Raw genomic sequence first — 19339 nt, forward strand, 5'->3', positions numbered from 1 at the left:
ATCCGGATTTTCCCGTTAGCCTTCGTTACCAGGCTCAGACCCTTGTTTGCTCCCACTGTTTGTCCAGGCGTTTTACCGAAACCGTCATCGCGGTGCCCAGTTGCTGGGCGAAAAACGACACCCGGAACTCTTCCAGCATCCATCGGTACAGAACCAGCTCCGGATCACGGATACCCTGGCGCTGCTGCTCGTCGCGCTTGGCGGCATATCGGGCCCACAGGGGCTCGATGGTGTGCAGAAACTCCCGCTCCCGGCCCATTTCCCGGGGCATCTTCTCGAGCCGCACCAGGCAGGCCTCGAAGTAGACGCCGAACCGTGCCAGCCATTCCGGCGGGGTTGCCACCAGGAAGCCGGGATACACCAGGTTCTCCAGCTGGAACTTCAGGTCGGCCATGCTGTTGGCCAGCGCCAGGTTGATCTTGCCTTTCAGCTGCTTGGCAACCTTCTGGTAACCACTCATGGCCTCGTACAGGCGCTGATCCGCTTCCTCGAGGGCCGGAATAAAGTCCCCCCGCCGGGCATCAAAAATGCGGTCAAAGTCCGCCGGTGAGCGGGGTAGCTCGTCGGACAGAAAATGCTGGATCACGGTGGAGAGCAGCAGGTCATCCAGCAACACCCGGGCTTGTCCGACCGGCGCGAACATCAGGGCAGACTGCTTGAACCGGGGCAGTTTCCGCTCCAGGTCGTTCAGGGTGCTGCCGAAACGGTTAACAATGAGGCGCGCAACGCCTTTCCTGGTGGTGTCTTCCGCCGTCAGGCGGTCCAGGCAGCGGATCTGACGTACGGTCTTGCCCAGATCCTCCAGCGCGGGGTATACCGTCACCTGCATACCGCCCTTCTCGGTCTGGACCTGGCGGGGCAGAGTGCCGAACTGCCAGTCGGCGTGTTCCCCCGAGGGCTGATCCTGCTTGCTGTCCCGGCTGACCGATGCCAGCGCCTCTTCCGCCTTGCCTTCCAGCTGGGACTGGATTTCACCGGTTTCCCGGCTCTCTGCCAGTACCTTGCCCTTGTCGCCCATGACCCGAAGGTTCATCCTCAGATGCCTCGGTAACTCGGCCTCGGACCAGGCTTCCGGATCAATACGCACACCGGTCATGCGGCGCAGCTCGTCCCCCAGTTGCTGGGTAAGCGGCGCATTGGAGGGCTGCATATTGGCCAGGGCGGCATCAACAAAATCCGGTACCGGCACGAAATTCCGGCGCAGAGCCTTGGGCAGCCCCTTCACCAGGGCAATGCACTTCTCCCGGAGCAGGCCCGGCACCAGCCACTCCAGGCGCCGGGACGGGATCTGCTTCAGTGCCATCAGGGGCACCTGCATGGTGACGCCATCCCGCTCGCTGGTGGGCTCGAATTCATAGCTGAGGGGGTATTTGACGCCCTCCCACTCCAGATAATCCGGATATAGCTCGGCCGCTCCGGCATCCAGGGGGCGCTGCAGAACATCTTCCTCGGTGAGCTCCAGGTTCCGGAGTTCCTCAGCGGAAAGATTCTTCCACCAGGATTCGAAATGGCGGCCACTGACGATATCGTTGGGCAGTCGCTCGTCATAGAACGCGAACAGTACCTCGTCGTCTACCAGCAGGTCCCGGCGCCGGGTTTTCTTCTCCAGGTTCTCGACGGTATCGAGCATCTCCCGGTTGCGGGCGATGAACGGAGCCTTTGACCGGTAATCCCCTTCCACCAGGGCGCGGCGGATGAACAGGTTTCGGCTTTCAACCGGGTCCACCTTGGCGTAGGGAATGCGACGTTTGGGCACCACGTCGAGCCCGTACAGGGTCACTTTCTCGTAGCCCATCACCTGGGCGCGCTTCTGCTCCCAGTGGGGCTCGAAGTAATTGTGCTTGACCACATGACCGGCCAGCGGCTCGATCCACTCGGGCTGGATGGCGGCCACCATGCGGGCGAAGACCCGGCTGGTTTCGACAATTTCCGCCGCCACGATCCACTTGGGGGCGGACTTGGCGACCTTGGAACCGGGAAAGATCCAGACCTTGCGGTTACGGGTGGCCAGATACTCTTTTTTCTCCAGCTTCACCGCCACCTGCCCCAGCAGGCCGGCCAGGATGGCCTTGTGAATCGGATCGTAACTGGCCGGCTCCTTGTTGAACGCCAGCTTCTGCTCACGACAGATCAGGGTGAGCTGGCGATGTATGTCCCGCCATTCCCGCATACGCATCCAGCTCAGGAAGGTCTTCTGGCACAGCTTCTTGAGCTGGTTCTGGGACAGTTCCTGCCGCTGCTCTTCATACCAGTTCCAGATATTGAGCAGGGTGGCAAAATCGGATTCCTTGTCGTTGAACGGCGCATGGGCCTGGTCCGCTGCCTGCTGTTTGTCCTGCGGTCGTTCACGGGGATCCTGGATACTGAGCCCGGCGATCACCACCAGGGTCTCCGCCAGACTGCCCTGCTCTGCCGCAGTCACCAGCATCCGGGCCAGGCGCGGGTCCAGGGGCAGCTTGGACATGGTCCGGCCCAGGCCAGTCAGTTTCCGCTTGTCATCAACCGCACCCAGCTCTTCCAGCAGCTTGTAACCGTCGTTGATCTGCCGCTTGTCGGGCGCCTCCAGGAACGGGAAGTTGCGAATCTCGCCCAGGCCCGACGTGGCCATCTGCAGGATGACCGAGGCCAGGTTGGTGCGCAGGATTTCCGGATCGGTATATTCCGGCCGGTTGATGAAATCGGTCTCATCGTAGAGCCGGAAGCAAATACCCGGCGCCACCCGGCCGCAACGACCGGCACGCTGGTTGGCACTGGCCTGGGACACCGGCTCGATGGGCAGGCGCTGGATCTTCGAACGCACGCTGTACCGGCTGATCCGGGCCACCCCGGTATCGATCACATAGCGGATGCCGGGCACGGTGAGCGATGTTTCCGCCACGTTGGTGGACAACACGATGCGCCGGCCCCGGTGGGACTGGAATACCCGGTTCTGTTCCTGGTTGCTGAGACGGGAATACAGCGGCAGCACCTCGGTGTGCTTGAGATCGACGTGGCGGAGCACCTTGCTCAGGCTTCGGATCTCCCGCTCCCCGGGCAGGAACACCAGAACATCACCCGGAGGCTGTTTCTCGCTGCGTTCGTGATCCTCGATTTCCCCCAGGGCATCCAGCACGCCATCGGTCCAGCTCTGGTCACGGTCATCCTCATCGCCGGTCAGGGGCCGGTAGCGGATATCCACCGGATAGGTGCGACCGCTGACCTCGATTACCGGGGCCTGGTCGAAGAATTCGCTGAATCGCTCCACTTCTATAGTGGCGGAGGTAATGATGACCTTGAGGTCCGGCCGTTTGGGCAGCAGCTGCTTCAGGTATCCGAGCAGGAAATCGATGTTGAGGCTGCGCTCGTGGGCCTCGTCGATAATCAGGGTGTCGTAGCGATCCAGGAACCGATCGTGCTGGATCTCCGCCAGCAGGATGCCGTCGGTCATCACCTTGACCCGGGATTGCTCCGAAGTCTGGTCCGTGAACCGGACCTGGTAACCGATCTGCTGCCCGACCTGCTCGCCCAGCTCCTCGGCAATCCGGGCCGCCACACTCCGGGCGGCAATCCTGCGAGGCTGCGTGTGGCCCACCAGGCCCCGGATGCCGCGACCACTGTTCATGCAGATCTTCGGAATCTGCGTGGTTTTGCCGGAACCGGTCTCACCGGCGATGATCACCACCTGGTTCTGTTCAATGGCCTCGCGGATGTCATCGACCCGATCGGACACCGGCAGGGATTCGGGGAAGCTTGCCGGTTTGTGCAGGGCCTGGCGCTGACGGACTTTCTCAAGGCCCCGCTCCAGCCAGCCCGCCATTTTCTCCAGATCCTTCTGGCCCGGCTTGCCCTTGGTTCGGGCCACAGTCTTGACGATGCGGGCGGCCTCCTGCTGATTGCAGGCGTCCAGTTGCTCCATCATGGCCTTGACGGCCGCCTGGGAATCCGGGCGCGGAGAGGACGTTGCGGGACTGTCTGATGTGGTCTTTGGCATTGAAAAGAGGAACCGGTGTAAAGCTCAGTGGGGTGGATTCGAGCAGCACAGTCTAGCGGAAAGTTACTGGCTTAAAAAAGAAAAACCCCGCCGGAGCGGGGTCTTCAGGATACCAACGGGATTACTTGCTGGCTTCATCCCGCAGTTCGCGACGCAGGATCTTGCCCACGTTGGTCTTGGGCAGTTCGTCACGGAACTCGAAGTGCTTGGGCACCTTGTAGGCGGTCAGGCGTTCACGGCAGAACTCTTTCAGTTCGTTCTCGCTGACGCCCTCGGGGGTCGGTACAAGATAGACCTTGACTGCCTCGCCGCTCTTGGCATCCGGAATGCCGACGGCCGCACACTCCACCACTTTCGGGTGTGCGCTCACCACGTCTTCCACTTCGTTCGGGAACACATTGAAGCCGGACACGATGATCATGTCCTTCTTACGGTCAACGATCCGGATGTAGCCGTCTTCCTGGATCAGGGCAATATCCCCGGTCTTCAGGAAACCATCCTCGGTGAAGGACTTCTGGGTATCCTCCGGGCGCTGCCAGTAGCCGCGCATCACCTGGGGCCCTTTGACACACAGCTCGCCAGGCTCGCCCAGCGGGGTCTCGTTACCGTCATCATCGATGGTCTTGACGATGGTCGAGGGAATCGGCAGGCCGATGGTACCGATCTGAATGGCGCTGTGGGGGTTGAATGTAACCACCGGGGAGGTTTCGGTCATCCCGTAACCCTCGGAGATCTCGCAACCGGTCACCCGTTGCCACATCTTGGCGGTGTCACTGGTCAGGGCCATACCACCGGAGGATGTGAGCTTCAGGGAGCTGAAGTCCAGATCCTGGAACTCTTCGTTGTTGCACAGGGCAACGAAAAGGGTGTTCAGACCGAGGAAAGCGGTGAACTTGTGGTTCTTCAGTTCTTTCACAAAGCCCGGAATGTCCCGCGGATTCGGGATCAGCACGTTGTGCGCGCCGGCTTCCAGCATGATGCCGCAGTTCAGGGTGAAGGAATAAATGTGGTACAGCGGCAGGGGCGCGATGACCACTTCCTTGCCCTCTTCCACGGTGTCTTCCATCATCGGCCGGACCTGAAGCAGGTTCGCCACCAGATTGCTGTGGGTCAGCATGGCACCTTTGGCCACACCGGTAGTACCGCCGGTGTACTGCAGAACCGCGACATCGTCGTTCTTGGTCTCTACCGGGGTGAACTTTTCACGGGCGCCGGCACCCAGAACCGCCGGGAGCTTGTGGGCACCGGGAATGTTGAACGCCGGCACCATCTTCTTGAGATGCTTGACTGCGGCATTCATCAGGGTGCGCTTAATCGGCGAGTTCATGTCGGCGATTTCGGTAATGATGACATGCTCTATGCCGGTCTGGGGCACCACCTTTTCGGCGTTGTCTGCCATGTTAGCCAGCACCACCAGGGCCTTGGCGCCGGAGTCGTTGAACTGATGTTCCATTTCCCGCTGGGTGTAGAGCGGGTTGGTATTGACGACAATCATGCCGGCACGCATCGCGCCGAAAACCACCACAGGGTACTGGGGAAGGTTCGGCATCTGGACAGCGATGCGGTCCCCGGGCTTGAGGTCAGTCTTGTTCTGCAGCCAGGCGGCAAAGTTACGGCTTTGGGTGTCGAGGTCACGGTAAGTGAGAGTTGCGCCAACAGCACTGAATGCGGGGCGGTCCGCGTATTTCTTCACGGCCTGCTCGAACACATCCACCATGCTCTGGTATTTATCCAGGTCTACCTCGCGGGGCACGCCGGCGGGGTATTTGTCCTGATAAAACTGCTCAAAATCCATCACCATCTCCTGTTTGGCGCTTCTGATTGTAATGGTCGACCAATGTCAGGCTGATCAAAAAATCAACCCGACAAAAGTATCAGCCGAAAAAAAGTGGAGAGAGAATAGCAGTTTTGTAATCGATGAGGTAGGTTTCAGGCATCACACCGAACAACTGTTTTGCTTTCAATAACGTGCGGAGCACACGATGAACGATACCCTGGATACGCTGGAAAATGTCACCTATGACGAACTCAATGAGGGCGATACCGCCACGTTCACCCGGACTCTCACCGAGGATGACCTTTACCTGTTCGCGGCGGTTTCCGGTGATGTGAATCCGGTACACCTGGACGCCGAATTTGCGGCCAATACCATGTTCAAGGAACGCATCGCCCACGGCATGTGGAGCGGCTCCCTGGTCTCGGCCGCACTGGCGACCGTGATGCCGGGGCCGGGAACCATCTATCTGGAACAGAACCTCTCCTTCAAACGGCCGGTAAAGCTGGATGACACTATCACGGTGAAGCTGAAAGTTCTGAGAAAGGAGCCGAAAAACCGGGTTGTTGTGGAATGCGATGTGCGGAACCAGAACGACCAGCAGGTGGTAGTTGGCGAAGCCAAGGTGATTGCCCCGAAGGACAAGGTGAAGCTGAACAAGCCGAACCTGCCCGAGATCACCATCGACCGCTGAACGGGCGCCCTGCCCGCTGCAGCATATTAAGTTTCCTGCCGGGACTCAGCCCGGCAGGAAATCCACCGGGAATCGTACCTTCCGCCGCTCGACACTGTCTGCGCCAAAGTTGAACATGCGCACTCGCATGGCGATACGCTGCTCCAGGGTCGGATTTTCCAGCTCCGAACTCACCACCTCGCAGGCGGACACCGATCCATCCGGCTCGATCACCAGCTCAAGCAGAACCTTGCCTTCCAACGTCGGATCCTGGCGCAGTTCCCGCTTGTAGAGAGAATAGAGCGCGGTTTTCTGGGCATCGAACACCTTGCGGATATTGCTCATCGCCCGTTCTCCCGCGGAGGGTTCCGCGGCGGCGGTGTTGGCACGGGCTACGGTTTGCTGCTCCGGTTCGTTCGTGGGCTCGACTTTCTTGACCTGGTGGTCGGCTACTGCGACGTCTGCTGCCGGGTTTTCTCCGTCTTCGACGCCCCCGCTGCCCTTCAGAACTTCCGGGCGCTCAGGTTCCGGGGAGACTGGTCGGGGTTCCGATCCCACATTGGCGGCCATAGCCGTAGCCTGCTCCGACGAAGACTCCCGGAGCGACGCCAGCCGGTCCTTCATGGCCAGCAGGCCTGAGCGGGAGGCGGTTTCGCGGGCTTGCTCGGCGGTTCGGCGCGCCAGGGGCGTGGGCGGGGTCTGATGAACTTGTTCATCTGACCCCTTTTTCAATTCAGCGACCTCGGGGGGTGAACTTGGGGTCAGATGAACAAGTTCATCAGACCCCGTTTCTACGTCGGCGGCCTCGGGGGTTGAAGGTGAAGTTGGGGTCAGATGAAGGTTTTCATCAGACCCCTTTGCCAGCTCCGGGGTCTGAAGAACTTGTTCTTCTGACCCCTTCTTCACCTCCGGCGCCGCAACCAACCTGGCAAGCCGAGCCGGCACCTCCTCCACTTCGGCCCGCTCCCGCTCCGGCAACTCCATGGACGGAATCCACAGCGCCGGTGGCAAGAACACCAGCACGGTCAGTACCAGAATCCCCACAAACCGCCCGCGCTCACCCGGCGCCCGGGACCAGGGCAGGCGCGGACTCTGCCAATCCTGCTGCACCTGGGCCTCAGCCATTGCGCACCTCCGGCTCGACCGCCAGCCTTACCTGCCGGAATTGCTGGTCAACGCAGGTCTGCATGATCCTGCGCAGCAGCCGGTAATCGGTATCCCGGGCAGCCATGATGGTGATTGGCAGACCCTGTTCCGGAATTTCCTGCAGGCGGTCACGGCGATAGGCCAGCTCCTCCGACAAACCGGAGATGTGACGATCCCCCTTCTCAATGCCGTCCAGCCGCGCCACTTCCCGACCCTGCACCAGAATCGACCGGCCGCTGACCTGGACCGTCAGGTTTTCCACTGCCTGCTGCTCCGCGCTGGAAACTGGCAGCGGCACGTCGGTGGAGTTCTGCATCACTTTCACATCGGACGAGTTCACCATCAGGAAGAACACCAGAATGGTGAAGATATCCATGAGCGACACCAGATTCAGGCCACCGGCCTTGTGCATCCGGCCATAGTGACGGCGCAGCCGCCGGGAACGATGGGAGCTTTTCATGCACCCTCCCCGGCCGCAGGTGCCGCCAGGTCAGCCAGCGCCCGGTCCTCCGGCGCATCCATCAGGGAAATATCGGGAAACAGTTCTCCCTCCACGACACTTGCGGCCACCACGGCGGGATAGGAGCGGACGGTGTCCATGGTGGTAACCAGGGTCTGGTAGTCGATGTCGGGGCCCACCTCAAGAATCACGTCGGTCTTGTCCGGTACCCGGGCTTTGATCCCCCGAAGCAGGTTTCTCAGACTCTCAAAGTCTTGCTTGCCGTCAGTCGCGGGCAAGACCCGGAGCAGACCCCGCTCGGAATCCGCTACTTCGATGCCTCCAGGAATCAGGGTGACCACCAGATCGAGTTGCTCCGACTCAAGCGGTTCGCCCTCCTGCAGCCCGGGAAAATTCAGCTCGATCATGCGTACCTGGCTGAACACCATGCCCAGCAGCAGCACGGGCACGAGCACGATCATAAGGTTCAGGAACGCGGTGATATCCAGTTCCGGAGAATTCGTCATCCGACGATGTCGACGTCTCATGGTCCATTCCCTCCGCAGTGCTGTTGCGGGACCGCTGCCAGCTTCACGCTGCCGCGCCGCTGGCGCCGGACGGTGTTGGCTCGGAGACCAGGTTCAACAACTTGACCCCGGCCATCTCGAAGCTGTCCACGATTTCATTGGTGCGGGTCTGCAGCAGGGCATGAAACATCAGCAGTGGAATCGCCGACATCAGGCCGAAAGCCGTGGTGTTCATGGCAACGGAGATACTCTCGGAGAGCAGGCTGGCCTTCTGGGCGGGATCGGCGGCAGCAACCGCCGTGAATGCAGAGATCAGACCGATAATGGTGCCCAACAGCCCCAGCAGGGTCGCGATATTGGCCAGGGTCGCCAGATATTGGGTGCGTTTTTCCAGCCTGGGCAGGACTTCCATCAGCCCTTCTTCCATGGCGTACTCAATATCCTCCCGTCGACTGTTGCTGACCAGGCGACCAAGGCCTGCCCCCATGATCGAGCCGATCGCACTGTTGGAGTGGCTGGCAGCTTTCATCGCCCGCTGGTAATCCCGTTTCTGTAACAGTGGCAGGATGCCCTTTTCGAACGTGACACGGTTTTTCCGGCCCACCGAGGCCAGAAAGATAAAGCGCTCAAGGGCGATGGCCAGCCCGAGGGCCAGTACCACGGCAATCGGGTACATGAAGGGGCCACCTTCCTGAAAAAAACGAACGATTGTTTCCAGCATTGTTATTCTCCCGTTTCTACTGCTCGGTTAAGGCTGAATGCCTTGTGGGTCCAGGGTCATGGGATCCAGGGTGTTCCGGAACCTGCGATGACGTTCCACCACCATGGGATCAATGGGCTGCTCCAGCTCCGGGGCCTGGTCTTCAAGTTCTGCCCGGGGCCTGCGAGGCAGGCTTGGGGGTTGCCAGGGCAAAATGAAAAGAATTCGCGGTTCATCCTCGCCGTTGGTGGCGGATATCCCGGCAATCTCCAGGTTTGCGCGCTCTTTCTCCGGCGTTGTGTTTTCCCCGGCAATAGCAGTGGTAGCGAACACGATCAGCAAAGCCAGCGGTTTGGCCAGGTCGGCAATCCGTTTCATCACTGGAGCCTCCTTTCAAGATCCGCAATCCACCCGTCCACTTCAGCGTCTTCCTCATTGACCAGGTTCTGGTATGCCCGGTAATGGGTCAGCGCCTTGTCCAGCTCCAGCAGATAGAGTTCCGAGATCACCGCCAGGTTGTAATGCAACTCGGCTACCCCGGGGGACCTGGTCACACCCTGCTCCAGCAAGTCCGCCGCCTCCGCGAACCGGTACTGTTCTTTCAGGGCCAGGGCCAGATTGTTGATCGCCACCGGGTCTTCCGGATTGAGTGCTACGGCCTGACGCCAGATTTCAATGGCCGCCTCCCGGGCACCCTGTTCCCATGCGCTCATGGCTCGCCTGGCATGCTCGGCAGCCAGTGCAGGATCGGTTTCGGGCTCTGCGGCTTGCTGCTCCACGGCGGGACCGGCACAGCCGGCCAGCCAGAGAGCTCCAAGCAAACCCAACAACCGGCACAGGCGGAAATCAGGCATCATCACCCTCCTCCCTATTTACTTCCGGGGCATTCCCGCTCATCCAGCGTATCGAGCGTTCGTAGCGCCCCGGGTGCAGCCGGGCCAGCGCCTCGAGGCTTCGACCGATCCAGTCGTCATAGCCGGTTTCGGCAATTCGCCCATGGTTTTCGGCATGCAGGTTCAGGGCTTTCTCCTCAAAGGGATAGGCTTCCTCCTCCAAAAGCATCTGGTACTGCATCGCTTCCATCTCATTTAGCTCTGCTGGCACCTCAGAGGCCATCAGGTCCTGGGCCAGCTCGCGGTATAGCTCGGCCCGTCGGTAAAGGATTTCCGAGCGCACCGCTTCACCACCGAATCGCTCCGCCTGGGCAAACCGGGCCCGAGCGGCTTCAAGCGCAGACTGTTTGCGATCAAGGGACTCGGCAAGGGGATGGTTCAGGGGAATGTCGGCGAAGACCGCAGCCGCATGGCTGCCCAGAACGATTGCGCTGGCAGCACTCCACTGCAGTGTGTCCGCCGAGTGCCACTCGCTGGCCAGCTCTGCTTCCACGATCGCGGCCCGAATCTTGCCCGGATCGCGGGCCGAGACCAGCAGATGGTGGCGCATGGTCTGGAGTAGGATGTGATCCTCGGCACTGGCTGGGGACGGCCCGGTGGCCAGGTATTCAATGTAAAGATCATCCCTCTGCCCGGTGTCACCGGCCTCGTGATAAAGAGCGGCCGCGCGCAATTTGTCCGGCCAGGGGTTGGCCTGGCCAGAAGCCAGTGCGAGCAGCTCATCCGCCGCCCGGCCCGGCTGGCCGGATTGGCTGTAGGCATACACCAGTTTCTCGCCAATATCCCGGGCCAGGTGATGGTTTGGGTAACTACGCCGGAACCACTGCAACTCATTCACCGCCGGCTGCCACTCGGATGCCTTCAACAGCGTGTTGGCGGCATCAAACCGGCCCCGAATGGCAATTTCCGCCTCCGGCAGGACCTGTCCCACCCGCCGAAAGTGGGCCACCGCTTCTGCCACCTTGCCGGTTTCGGCCGCGCGCTCGCCCTGACGATAGACCGAGGTCGCCAGCTGCTTCAGAATCAGATCGCGATCATCCGAGGCCAGAACCTCCGGTTCACTTGAATCAATCAGCCTCAGGGCCTGCCTCCAGGCCCGCTCCGCCAGACCGAATTCCTGTTGGGCCTGGCGCACTCGTGCTGTGATCAGCCATGCTGCGTACTGCTCTTTGGTGGCGGCATCGCCGCGCATCAGAACGGCACCGGCATAGGCTGCAGCCTGGTTATAGTTTTCGATCTCCAGCCATCGGGTGGCAAGGTCAGCCTGGGCACCAGGCACTCTCGCATCCGTCTCAAAGGTGGAGGCAAACTGGTCCACTTCCGCTGCCAGTAGCTCCAATTCCGTGCGAGCCTCGTTTATCACCCGATCCCGTTGCAGAACGACCGCTGCCCAGCCGGCATCGGCGGCTTCACTGTAGTTACCGGCTTCATAGGCTGCCGTTCTGAAATTCTCCAGTGCCTCGCGGCGCTGCCGGGCCTGAAGGCGCGCATCACCCGCCAGGCGCCATATCGGCCCGGCATTCGCTGCCCTTGGCGCCAGCGTTTCGTAATAACCCGCAGCCTCGGCAAACAACGGGAGCGACGATTCAAGCTCGCCCCTGTCGGAAAGCCCGGTTGCTGCCTCGTAGCTGGTGTCCGCCAGCCAGCGGGCGTATTCACGCCAGCGTGACTGTCCCCTCGGTTCCAGCAGAGAGAATGCAGTGTCAGGACTGTAGGCAGCAACATAGCCGGCCCTGGCCTGTCGCACTTTCCGGTCGTCACCCGCCATCTGCCAGACCTCCACTATCTGTGCAAGGAAGCGGGGGGTGCTGGCGTGTTGCGGGTATCGACGATGAAACGCCTCGTTCACGGCCACGCTGGCCTCATACTTCCCGGTAATCGCGTACAGATCTGCCAGCCGGTCAAAGACCAATGGTTCCCAGGGGCGCACCGAGCCCGAATCAAACCACTGGTCAAGAGTGGCCAATCCCCGGGTGCGGGAGGCCATCAGTGCCAAAACCCTCAAGGTGTCATCAATTGTCTCCACCGAGGATTCGGGTACCTGCCGGATGCTCTCGGCGGTCGGCAAGAAGCCGTCGAGCACGGCCTGGAAAGTAGCCGCGGCGCGCTCCCAGGCATGTTCCCCCTGTTTGAACTGGCTCCAGCCAAGCATGTATCGGGCCTTGGCTTTCAGAGCCTCACCGCCCTCGCCTTCCAGCAATGCGCGGTAGCCGGTCTCGGCTTCGGCGAACTGTCCGTTGGCAAAGGCAGACTCGGCGATGCGGAACCTTGCTTCCGGTACCAGTGGTGAGTTCGGATAAAGGCCTACCAGCTGTTTCAAACGCTGAATGGATGCTCCCGCCTCTCCGGTCAGCGCATGGGCCTTGGCCATCTGGTAAAGCAGTTCATCGAGGCGGCCGGAGAAAGAACCACGGGCGAGAATGGACTCGTAGCTGCCCAGGACTTCCTCATAGATTTCCGGTTCCTGCTCGGGCGAATAGCCCACGTCCTGGCCCGAGCGATCCCGGATATTGGTCAGCCGGTTCAGGGCATCCACTCGGACTTCCGGCTCGTCGGAGTTTTCGAACAAGCGCTGGTAACGCCTGGCCACTTCCGCGGGCGATATGGCAGGCAGTGGTCGGCTTTCAAACTTCAGGAACACCGGCCGCATGTCACCGATGGTTTTGCCATCACGGCCCAGTTCCACGCGGAAGCTTTCCTGGGCAGCGACAGGCGCTGCCAGCACAACGGCCAGGAACAGAAAACGGTAAGACAGGTTCATTGGCCCCTCCCTCCCAGGCTTTCCAGGGCCAGATACTCATAGAGGTGGGCAATCTGCTGTTCAGTCTTGTTCAGTGCGAAAACCATCCGCTGGTCCTGGTGATCCAGGAACGCCAGCACCTGTTTGTCGAGCTCTTCCTCGGCGGCGTTTCGCAAATCCGCCAGACGCTTGAGGTAGCGATCATTCGACCCCTGGAGCTGGGTCACCTTGGTAACGGCCGTCTCTGGAACCGAAGCCTGAGATGACTTAAGTGCACCGGCAAACACTTCCAGATCGTGGGAATGGGTCGTCAGTCGCTTCTCCAGGGCAGCCAGCGCCGCAACCCGGCCAACCGCTCGCTGTGCCTGCGGCTTTTTCAGGAATTCCAGCAGATAAGCCAATCTGGGTTGCTGCATGGAACGGCTGTCTGCCAGGAACCATTCCAGGTCGGAGGCTTTGACATCGGCAACCAGGGCTTGGTAGGCCCCTTCATTGCGAACCTGATCCTTGAGGGTCCGCAATACAACCCGCTCACTCTCACAGGCGGCATTGGCCGCAAGATAGGCTTCCCCGGCCTGGCCGAGATAGCCGGCAAGGTCGTAGCCCCGTCCCATTCCGATCCAGGCTTCGGCCGCGCCGGGATAGGCCAGCGGAAACTTCCGGGCCCTGTGCCAGCTCTGCATGGCCGCGCGGTGGTTGCCCCGTTCGGTCAGGGCGAGTCCGTGAACATAAAGGGCCCGGGGCGTGCTGGGGCTATCCAGGGAAACCGATTCAAGGAAGCCGATCGCCTTTTCGAGTTCGCCGTTTCGATAGGCCAGGTATCCCGCCCGAAGCAGTGCCTCATCATGCAGGTGCCGGCTGCGCTCGTTGCCATCCTCGGCCTTCGCCATAGCCATCGCCACTCTCAGGGCCACAAGCGCCCGGGACGGGTCAAGATCCTCTCTTGCGAAATCACTGGCGAGGTTCAAATAACCCGCTGCCGCCCAATAGCCCTCCGGCATGGCCGCCAGGATTTCTCCGGCTTTCTGGAGTCTGCCTGCGTTTCGGTGACTCTCCGCCAGATCGAACCTGGCTTTGCGATGCGCCTCGGCATGGGAGGACGGGCTATCGTGATCGGGGGCGCGGTTGACGTCTGGATCATCAAAGGCAATTTCTTCCTCGGAGACCTGCTTTACGTCAAAGGAAACCCGTGGTTCGAAATCCGGTGCACTGGCGCTCAGGTTCAGGCGAACGGCGAGGGCCCTGGAGTGCTTGGTGAACAGGTGGGTAGCCTCCCGCCGAACGAAATCTCCGTCGGCCGAACGGGCGGTAACCACCACCTTCAGTTCATGGTCACCCCTAGCCACATGGCCGACATACAGCTGTTCGGCCCCATCAGCGTTCAGAACGGGTTGTTCCTGCAGGGCGTAAACCTTGGAGACAACCGGCCGGCTGTCGATAAACAGGTCAAGCGAATCCAGATCGAGCCCGCCGCCGGAATCAAGTGTCAGGAAAACTGTCAGTCGGGTACCGAGTGGTCGAAGTTGATTGCTTTCAAGGGACTGGATGCTTGCGGAGTGTCGGCCAGCATCTTCCGTGAAGGCGGCAATGTCGTCGTCCAGGGTTGAAGCAGCGGCTGCGGAACAGAAGAACAGCACGGCCAGCAGCCTGATGAAGACGTCGGTCAACCAGTTATTCCGTCGGCGTCCTTGTGGTTTTGGTGAGCCGAACATACCTCTCCTGCCCCGTATAATTCCGGCAATATTCCGTTACAAAGTGAGAGGAAGCGTAACACCTGGTTACCACCAAGAACGGTATCCAGATCACCAAATGAGAAACAGGAAATGTCGGTTTTTTTGACAGGAGCGGGGGGAAGGGACCGGTGGGACTGTAGGGCATGAGCCTTCAGGCATTAATACCGGTCTGATTTTACGATAGTTTTTTTAGATGGCCTGGCAGTTGCATTAGCTACCGCGGCGGGAGTGCCGGCAAGGCAAACCCGCTAAATATGCCGAGCTTTTGCCGATGCCCTCAACCGCATCGGCTTTTTTTTGTTTAAGTCCAAGACGGGGTCAGATGAAAGCTTTCATCTGACCCCATTTTCACACCGGCCCCCTTTTCACACCGGACCTCATTTTCACACCCGGCCCCGTTCTCACTTGCTGAGCTGCCTCATCGCCGATTCAAGCCCATCGATAGTCAGCGGATACATATGATCATTCACCAGCTGCCGGGTCATGCCCAGCGAGCCACCGGTGCCCCAGTAACTCTCCGGCAGCGGGTTGAGCCAGACCACCTTGCGGAAGTGATCGGTCACGCGCTGGAACCAGGTGGCGCCGGCTTCTTCGTTCCAGTGTTCGATGGAACCGCCGGGGTGGGAGATTTCATAGGGCGCCATGGTGGCATCGCCGACAAAGATGACTTTGTAGTCCGGCGTGTACTTGTGGAGGATGTCCCAGGTGCTGGTGGTCTCGTTCATGCGCCGGACATTGTTCTTCCACACATTTTCATAAATGAAGTTGTGGAAGTAGAAATACTCCATGTGCTTGAACTCGAGCCGGGCCGCCGAAAACAGCTCTTCACAGACACGGATGTGCGGGTCCATGGAGCCGCCCACGTCAAAAAAGATCAGCACCTTCACCGCATTGTGGCGCTCGGGAACCATCTTGAGATCGAGGTAACCGGCATTGCGGGCGGTGGAACGGATGGTGTCATCCATGTCCAGCTGGTCGGCCGCGCCCTGGCGCGCAAACTTGCGCAACCGACGGAGGGCCACCTTGATGTTGCGGATCCCCAGGGTGATGCTGTCGTCCAGGTCACGGAATTCCCGTTTCTCCCAGACCTTGACCGCCCTTCCCTGACGACCGTTCTTCTGGCCGATGCGGAAGCCTTCGGGGTTGTAGCCGTTGGCGCCGAAAGGTGAGGTACCGCCGGTACCGATCCATTTGTTGCCGCCGGCGTGCCGCTCCTTCTGCTCTTCCATGCGCTTCTTGAAGGTTTCGATCAGCTCCTCCAGACCACCCAGGGAGTCGATCTTCGCCTTTTCCTCATCGCTGAGGTGCTTCTCGAACTCGGCCCGGAGCCAATCGTCGGGGATCAGGGCTTCCAGCAGGTCATCCAGGTTCTGGATGCCTTCGAAATAAGCCTGGAAGGCACGATCGAACTTGTCGAAGTGGCGCTCGTCCTTCACCAGGCACAGGCGCGCCAGGTAGTAGAACTCCTCCATGTCGGCGAAGGCCAGGCGGTTCTGCAGGGCCTCCAGCAGATCGAGGAATTCGCGCAGGCTGGCGGGCACCTTGGCCCGCCGCACTTCGAGAAAGAAATCAATCAACATAAAGCGGAACTCTTGCCGGAAATCAGTTGCGACGGCGTGCCATGAAAGCCAGCTTCTGCAACAGGTGCACGTCCTGCTCGTTCTTCACCAGGGCGCCATACAGCGGCGGCAACGCCGTTCCCGTATCCTTCTCCTGCAGGGCCTTGGCGGTCAGTTCATCGGCCATCAGCAGCTTCAGCCAGTCGATCAGCTCGGAGGTGGACGGCTTTTTCTTCAGCCCCGGCACCTTGCGCACATCGAAGAAGACTTCCAGGGCATCCCGGACAATCTCCTGCTGCAGGTTCGGGAAGTGTACGTCCACGATGTTCTGCATGGTCTCGTGGTCCGGGAAGCTGATGTAATGGAAGAAACAGCGGCGCAGGAAAGCGTCCGGCAGTTCCTTCTCGTTGTTACTGGTGATGACCACGATCGGGCGGTGCTTTGCCTTGACGAACTGCTGGGTCTCGTAAACGAAGAACTCCATGCGATCGAGTTCGAGCAACAGGTCGTTCGGGAACTCGATATCGGCCTTGTCGATCTCGTCGATCAGCAGTACCACCTGCTCTTCGGATTCGAAGGCTTCCCAGAGCTTGCCCTTGACGATGTAGTTGCTGATGTCCTTGACCTTCTCATCGCCCAGCTGGGAATCACGCAGGCGGGAGACCGCATCATATTCATAGAGGCCCTGCTGGGCCTTGGTGGTGGATTTGATGTGCCAGGGAATCAGCCTCATGCCCAGGGCCGATGCCATCTCCTCCGCCAGCAGTGTTTTGCCGGTGCCGGGCTCGCCCTTGATCAGCAGCGGGCGCTGGAGCGCAATCGCGGCGTTGACGGCCATTTGCAGGTCATCGGTGGCTACATACTTCTCGGTACCGGTAAACTTCATGCTCTCAATTCCTGTCGATTACTTTTCAAGTTTCTGATCAATAGCGGGTCAGGCAGCGCTCATCGTTTAACGAGGCGATAGCGTACCAGGTCCAGGATCCATACCAACAACATCACCAGGCCCGCGAGGCCGAAGTTGAACCACGCCATGCTGGCGGTCTCCACGTGGCCCAGGATCAACTCGTACCCCCCATAGAGCCAGGCGGGCATCCACCAGCCTGCCACATCCGGCGACTCGACCGGTGTCAGCAGGAGCACCATCAACGCCGACAACAGCAGGGTGCGAGCGCCATACAGGGGAATGAAGCGGAACAGCCGCTTCATCATGTAGAAGAATATTACGAAGGCAATGGCATATGCGGCCCAGAAAATCCCGTAGGCCATTTGTGTATCCGCGTCTAACATTACAATACCCAGTGAATGATGTGTTCTTCCCAGTCTTCTTCAGGCACCTGTTCTTCGGAAATCACCCTGTGGCGCACCGAAATGCCGGCCTCGTGCACGGACTCCGGATCCCCGCTCCTTAGCGGGTGCCAGGCCGCCAGCCCACGGCCTTCGGCCAGTGAGCGATAGGCGCAGGTATAGGGTAGCCAGTAGTAATCCCCGACGGTCTCGGGCGTGATCACGGTGCAGCCGGGGACTTTCTGCAGTCGTTCGGAATACACTGTGCACCGGCAGGTATCCTGATCCATATACCGGCACACAAGATCGGTATGGTAGACCTCGCCGGTATCTTCATCCTCGAGCTTCGCCAGGCAGCATTTGCCACAGCCATCGCACAGGGATTCCCACTCCTGAGGAGTCATCTCGTCCAGGCGTTTACGCTGCCAGAACGGGATCTGGGCAATCATTTTTCGTTTTGCTCCAGCTTGCGCTTGAACTCGACCACGTAGCCCTCCTGCTCTTCGGGCATCTGCAGGTAAAACTCCTTTTCCCTGATGGCTTCCAGAACCTGCTGGCCGGTGGTCCTGGCGAGCTTGCGGTCCGGAGTCAGCAGCAGGTCCATGGAATGGATCGGCGCACCGAAGATGCCGCGAAGGCCCTCGGGGAGCTCATCCCAGTCCTGCCCCCGGCGCACGAATACGTAGGTATCCGCCTTACGGCTGCTTTTGAATACGGAGATAAATTCCCGCTCTTTCATTGCTTCAGTATGTCCTCGATCTGGCTTCGTACCGGCGCCAGCAACTCTCCGCGCCAGCCCTGGAAAAACGGGTTGCCTTGCAACGTCCGATCCTGCATCAGTTTCTCAAGACGCTTCCTCGGGGCAACCAGTTCCATCGGAATATCAGCAGCTTCCGCAACCTTTTTGACAGTACGCTTCAACTGCTTGAAATCCGCCTGCTGGTCACGACTCAATGGTGGTGCAATCCGCTCAAGCCCGGAATTATCGGCACCACGGGCCTCGCGGACAAGTTTGAGTATGGTTTCACCGTAACGGCGAACTGCTCCCGAGGGTATGCCCTGGATATCCCCCAGCGCATGCATCGACTCCGGCAACCGTTCGGCAACCAGTATCAACAGGGCATCGGCAAACACCCGGTTACGGGGCATGTCCCGACGCTGGCACTCCCCCTCCCGCCAACGCACCAGTTCCTTCAGAACGGCCTGTTGCTCGGGGTTCAGGGTCCAGCCACCCCGCAACTTGAGGTAATGCTGCTCCGGATCGTCCTGGGCGGCAAGCTCGGAGGCAAACCGCTGTGACTCCTCGAACAGAGCCTCGACCAGGCCGCGGGGCCTGAGGGAATCCATTACCCAATGGCACATGGGCTCGAGAAAGCGGATGTCGTCCACGGCATATCGCTGCTGTGCTTCGCTCAGGGGACGGGCCAGCCAGTCGGAACGGGTAGCGGATTTGTCCAGGGTTTCCCCGAACAAGGTTTCCACCAGGCGGGCATACCCCAGGGAAAAACCGGCGCCGGCCATGGCCGCACCAATCTGGAGATCCACCACCCCTTTTAGCTCGATCCCCAGCCAATGGCGGAACAGCTCCAGGTCCTCGCTCATGGCATACAGGAGCTTGGCAACCTCGGGGTTTGCCAATACCTCCCGGAACACCGCAGAGGCCTCGGCTACGTCCGGATCAACCAGGCAGTACTGATCGCCCAGGCCCAGCTGAACCAACCCGGGGATGGGATAGAAGGTGTTGACCCGTTCAAACTCGGTGTCAAGGGCAAGGGGCTGGTCCGGTGATGCCGGTGCCAGCCAACTGTCCAGTTCCTGGGGAGTCTCGATCCAGTGAATGATCTCGGGGGCCGGGGGAACGGCCACGGCCGGTGAAGAAGATGCCATAGGGAAGCCTG

At 60.2% G+C, this 19339-nt stretch carries 17 protein-coding genes; 1 reads left to right on the top strand and 16 read right to left on the bottom strand.

From position 1 onward, the window contains the following. Window positions 1-34: 34 nt before the first annotated feature. Together hrpA and BM254_RS04450 are read right to left on the bottom strand one after the other, a co-directional pair. Complete coding sequence (hrpA, locus tag BM254_RS04445) at window positions 35-3898, bottom strand: ATP-dependent RNA helicase HrpA (protein ID WP_091999377.1); 3864 nt, start codon at window positions 3896-3898, stop codon at window positions 35-37. A 193-nt stretch (window positions 3899-4091) separates the two neighbouring features. Then, window positions 4092-5765, bottom strand: a complete 1674-nt coding sequence (locus BM254_RS04450; protein ID WP_091999381.1) for a long-chain fatty acid--CoA ligase — start codon at window positions 5763-5765, stop codon at window positions 4092-4094. 187 nt (window positions 5766-5952) lie between these two features. Here BM254_RS04450 and BM254_RS04455 point away from each other — a divergent pair, with 187 nt between their 5' ends. After that, window positions 5953-6438 carry a MaoC/PaaZ C-terminal domain-containing protein gene (locus BM254_RS04455; protein WP_091999384.1) on the top strand — a complete coding sequence of 162 codons (486 nt, stop codon included), beginning with the start codon at window positions 5953-5955 and terminating at the stop codon, window positions 6436-6438. 45 nt (window positions 6439-6483) lie between these two features. On the opposite strand, the gene BM254_RS04460 is transcribed toward BM254_RS04455, so the two are convergent. The 14 genes from BM254_RS04460 to BM254_RS04525 form a co-directional block, all read right to left on the bottom strand. Further along, complete coding sequence (locus BM254_RS04460) at window positions 6484-7542, bottom strand: AgmX/PglI C-terminal domain-containing protein (protein WP_091999387.1); 1059 nt, start codon at window positions 7540-7542, stop codon at window positions 6484-6486. Next, window positions 7535-8023: an ExbD/TolR family protein gene (locus BM254_RS04465; RefSeq protein ID WP_091999391.1), complete on the bottom strand. Its 489-nt coding sequence runs from the start codon at window positions 8021-8023 to the stop codon at window positions 7535-7537. Before BM254_RS04465 ends, BM254_RS04460 begins: the two co-directional genes overlap by 8 nt. Continuing rightward, window positions 8020-8550 carry an ExbD/TolR family protein gene (locus BM254_RS04470; RefSeq protein ID WP_091999394.1) on the bottom strand — a complete coding sequence of 177 codons (531 nt, stop codon included), beginning with the start codon at window positions 8548-8550 and terminating at the stop codon, window positions 8020-8022. The genes BM254_RS04465 and BM254_RS04470 overlap by 4 nt, the downstream gene beginning before the upstream one ends. 43 nt (window positions 8551-8593) lie before the next feature. Next, on the bottom strand, window positions 8594-9250 hold the full coding sequence (locus BM254_RS04475; protein ID WP_091999398.1) for a MotA/TolQ/ExbB proton channel family protein: 657 nt from the start codon (window positions 9248-9250) through the stop codon (window positions 8594-8596). 27 nt (window positions 9251-9277) lie between these two features. Continuing rightward, window positions 9278-9607 (bottom strand): hypothetical protein, encoded by a 330-nt coding sequence (locus BM254_RS04480; RefSeq protein WP_175497203.1) that lies wholly within the window; start codon window positions 9605-9607, stop codon window positions 9278-9280. After that, window positions 9607-10083: a tetratricopeptide repeat protein gene (locus BM254_RS04485; protein ID WP_245777364.1), complete on the bottom strand. Its 477-nt coding sequence runs from the start codon at window positions 10081-10083 to the stop codon at window positions 9607-9609. The genes BM254_RS04480 and BM254_RS04485 overlap by 1 nt, the downstream gene beginning before the upstream one ends. Continuing rightward, a complete protein-coding gene (locus tag BM254_RS04490; RefSeq protein WP_091999404.1) occupies window positions 10076-12883 on the bottom strand; it encodes a tetratricopeptide repeat protein in 2808 nt (935 codons plus the stop codon). The genes BM254_RS04485 and BM254_RS04490 overlap by 8 nt, the downstream gene beginning before the upstream one ends. Beyond that, window positions 12880-14529, bottom strand: a complete 1650-nt coding sequence (locus BM254_RS04495) for a tetratricopeptide repeat protein (RefSeq protein ID WP_091999407.1) — start codon at window positions 14527-14529, stop codon at window positions 12880-12882. Before BM254_RS04495 ends, BM254_RS04490 begins: the two co-directional genes overlap by 4 nt. Window positions 14530-14996: 467 nt before the next feature. Further along, complete coding sequence (locus tag BM254_RS04500) at window positions 14997-16175, bottom strand: vWA domain-containing protein (protein ID WP_091999409.1); 1179 nt, start codon at window positions 16173-16175, stop codon at window positions 14997-14999. A gap of 22 nt (window positions 16176-16197) precedes the next feature. After that, complete coding sequence (locus BM254_RS04505; RefSeq protein ID WP_091999412.1) at window positions 16198-17040, bottom strand: AAA family ATPase; 843 nt, start codon at window positions 17038-17040, stop codon at window positions 16198-16200. 59 nt (window positions 17041-17099) lie between these two features. Next, complete coding sequence (locus BM254_RS04510) at window positions 17100-17444, bottom strand: hypothetical protein (protein WP_091999415.1); 345 nt, start codon at window positions 17442-17444, stop codon at window positions 17100-17102. Further along, window positions 17444-17890: a YcgN family cysteine cluster protein gene (locus tag BM254_RS04515; protein WP_091999418.1), complete on the bottom strand. Its 447-nt coding sequence runs from the start codon at window positions 17888-17890 to the stop codon at window positions 17444-17446. Before BM254_RS04515 ends, BM254_RS04510 begins: the two co-directional genes overlap by 1 nt. After that, window positions 17887-18180 carry a YcgL domain-containing protein gene (locus BM254_RS04520; protein WP_091999420.1) on the bottom strand — a complete coding sequence of 98 codons (294 nt, stop codon included), beginning with the start codon at window positions 18178-18180 and terminating at the stop codon, window positions 17887-17889. The genes BM254_RS04515 and BM254_RS04520 overlap by 4 nt, the downstream gene beginning before the upstream one ends. Further along, window positions 18177-19328 (bottom strand): ribonuclease D, encoded by a 1152-nt coding sequence (locus BM254_RS04525; protein ID WP_091999423.1) that lies wholly within the window; start codon window positions 19326-19328, stop codon window positions 18177-18179. Before BM254_RS04525 ends, BM254_RS04520 begins: the two co-directional genes overlap by 4 nt. Window positions 19329-19339 lie beyond the last annotated feature (11 nt).

The organism is Marinobacter pelagius, from assembly GCF_900114925.1.
GTDB lineage: Bacteria > Pseudomonadota > Gammaproteobacteria > Pseudomonadales > Oleiphilaceae > Marinobacter > Marinobacter pelagius.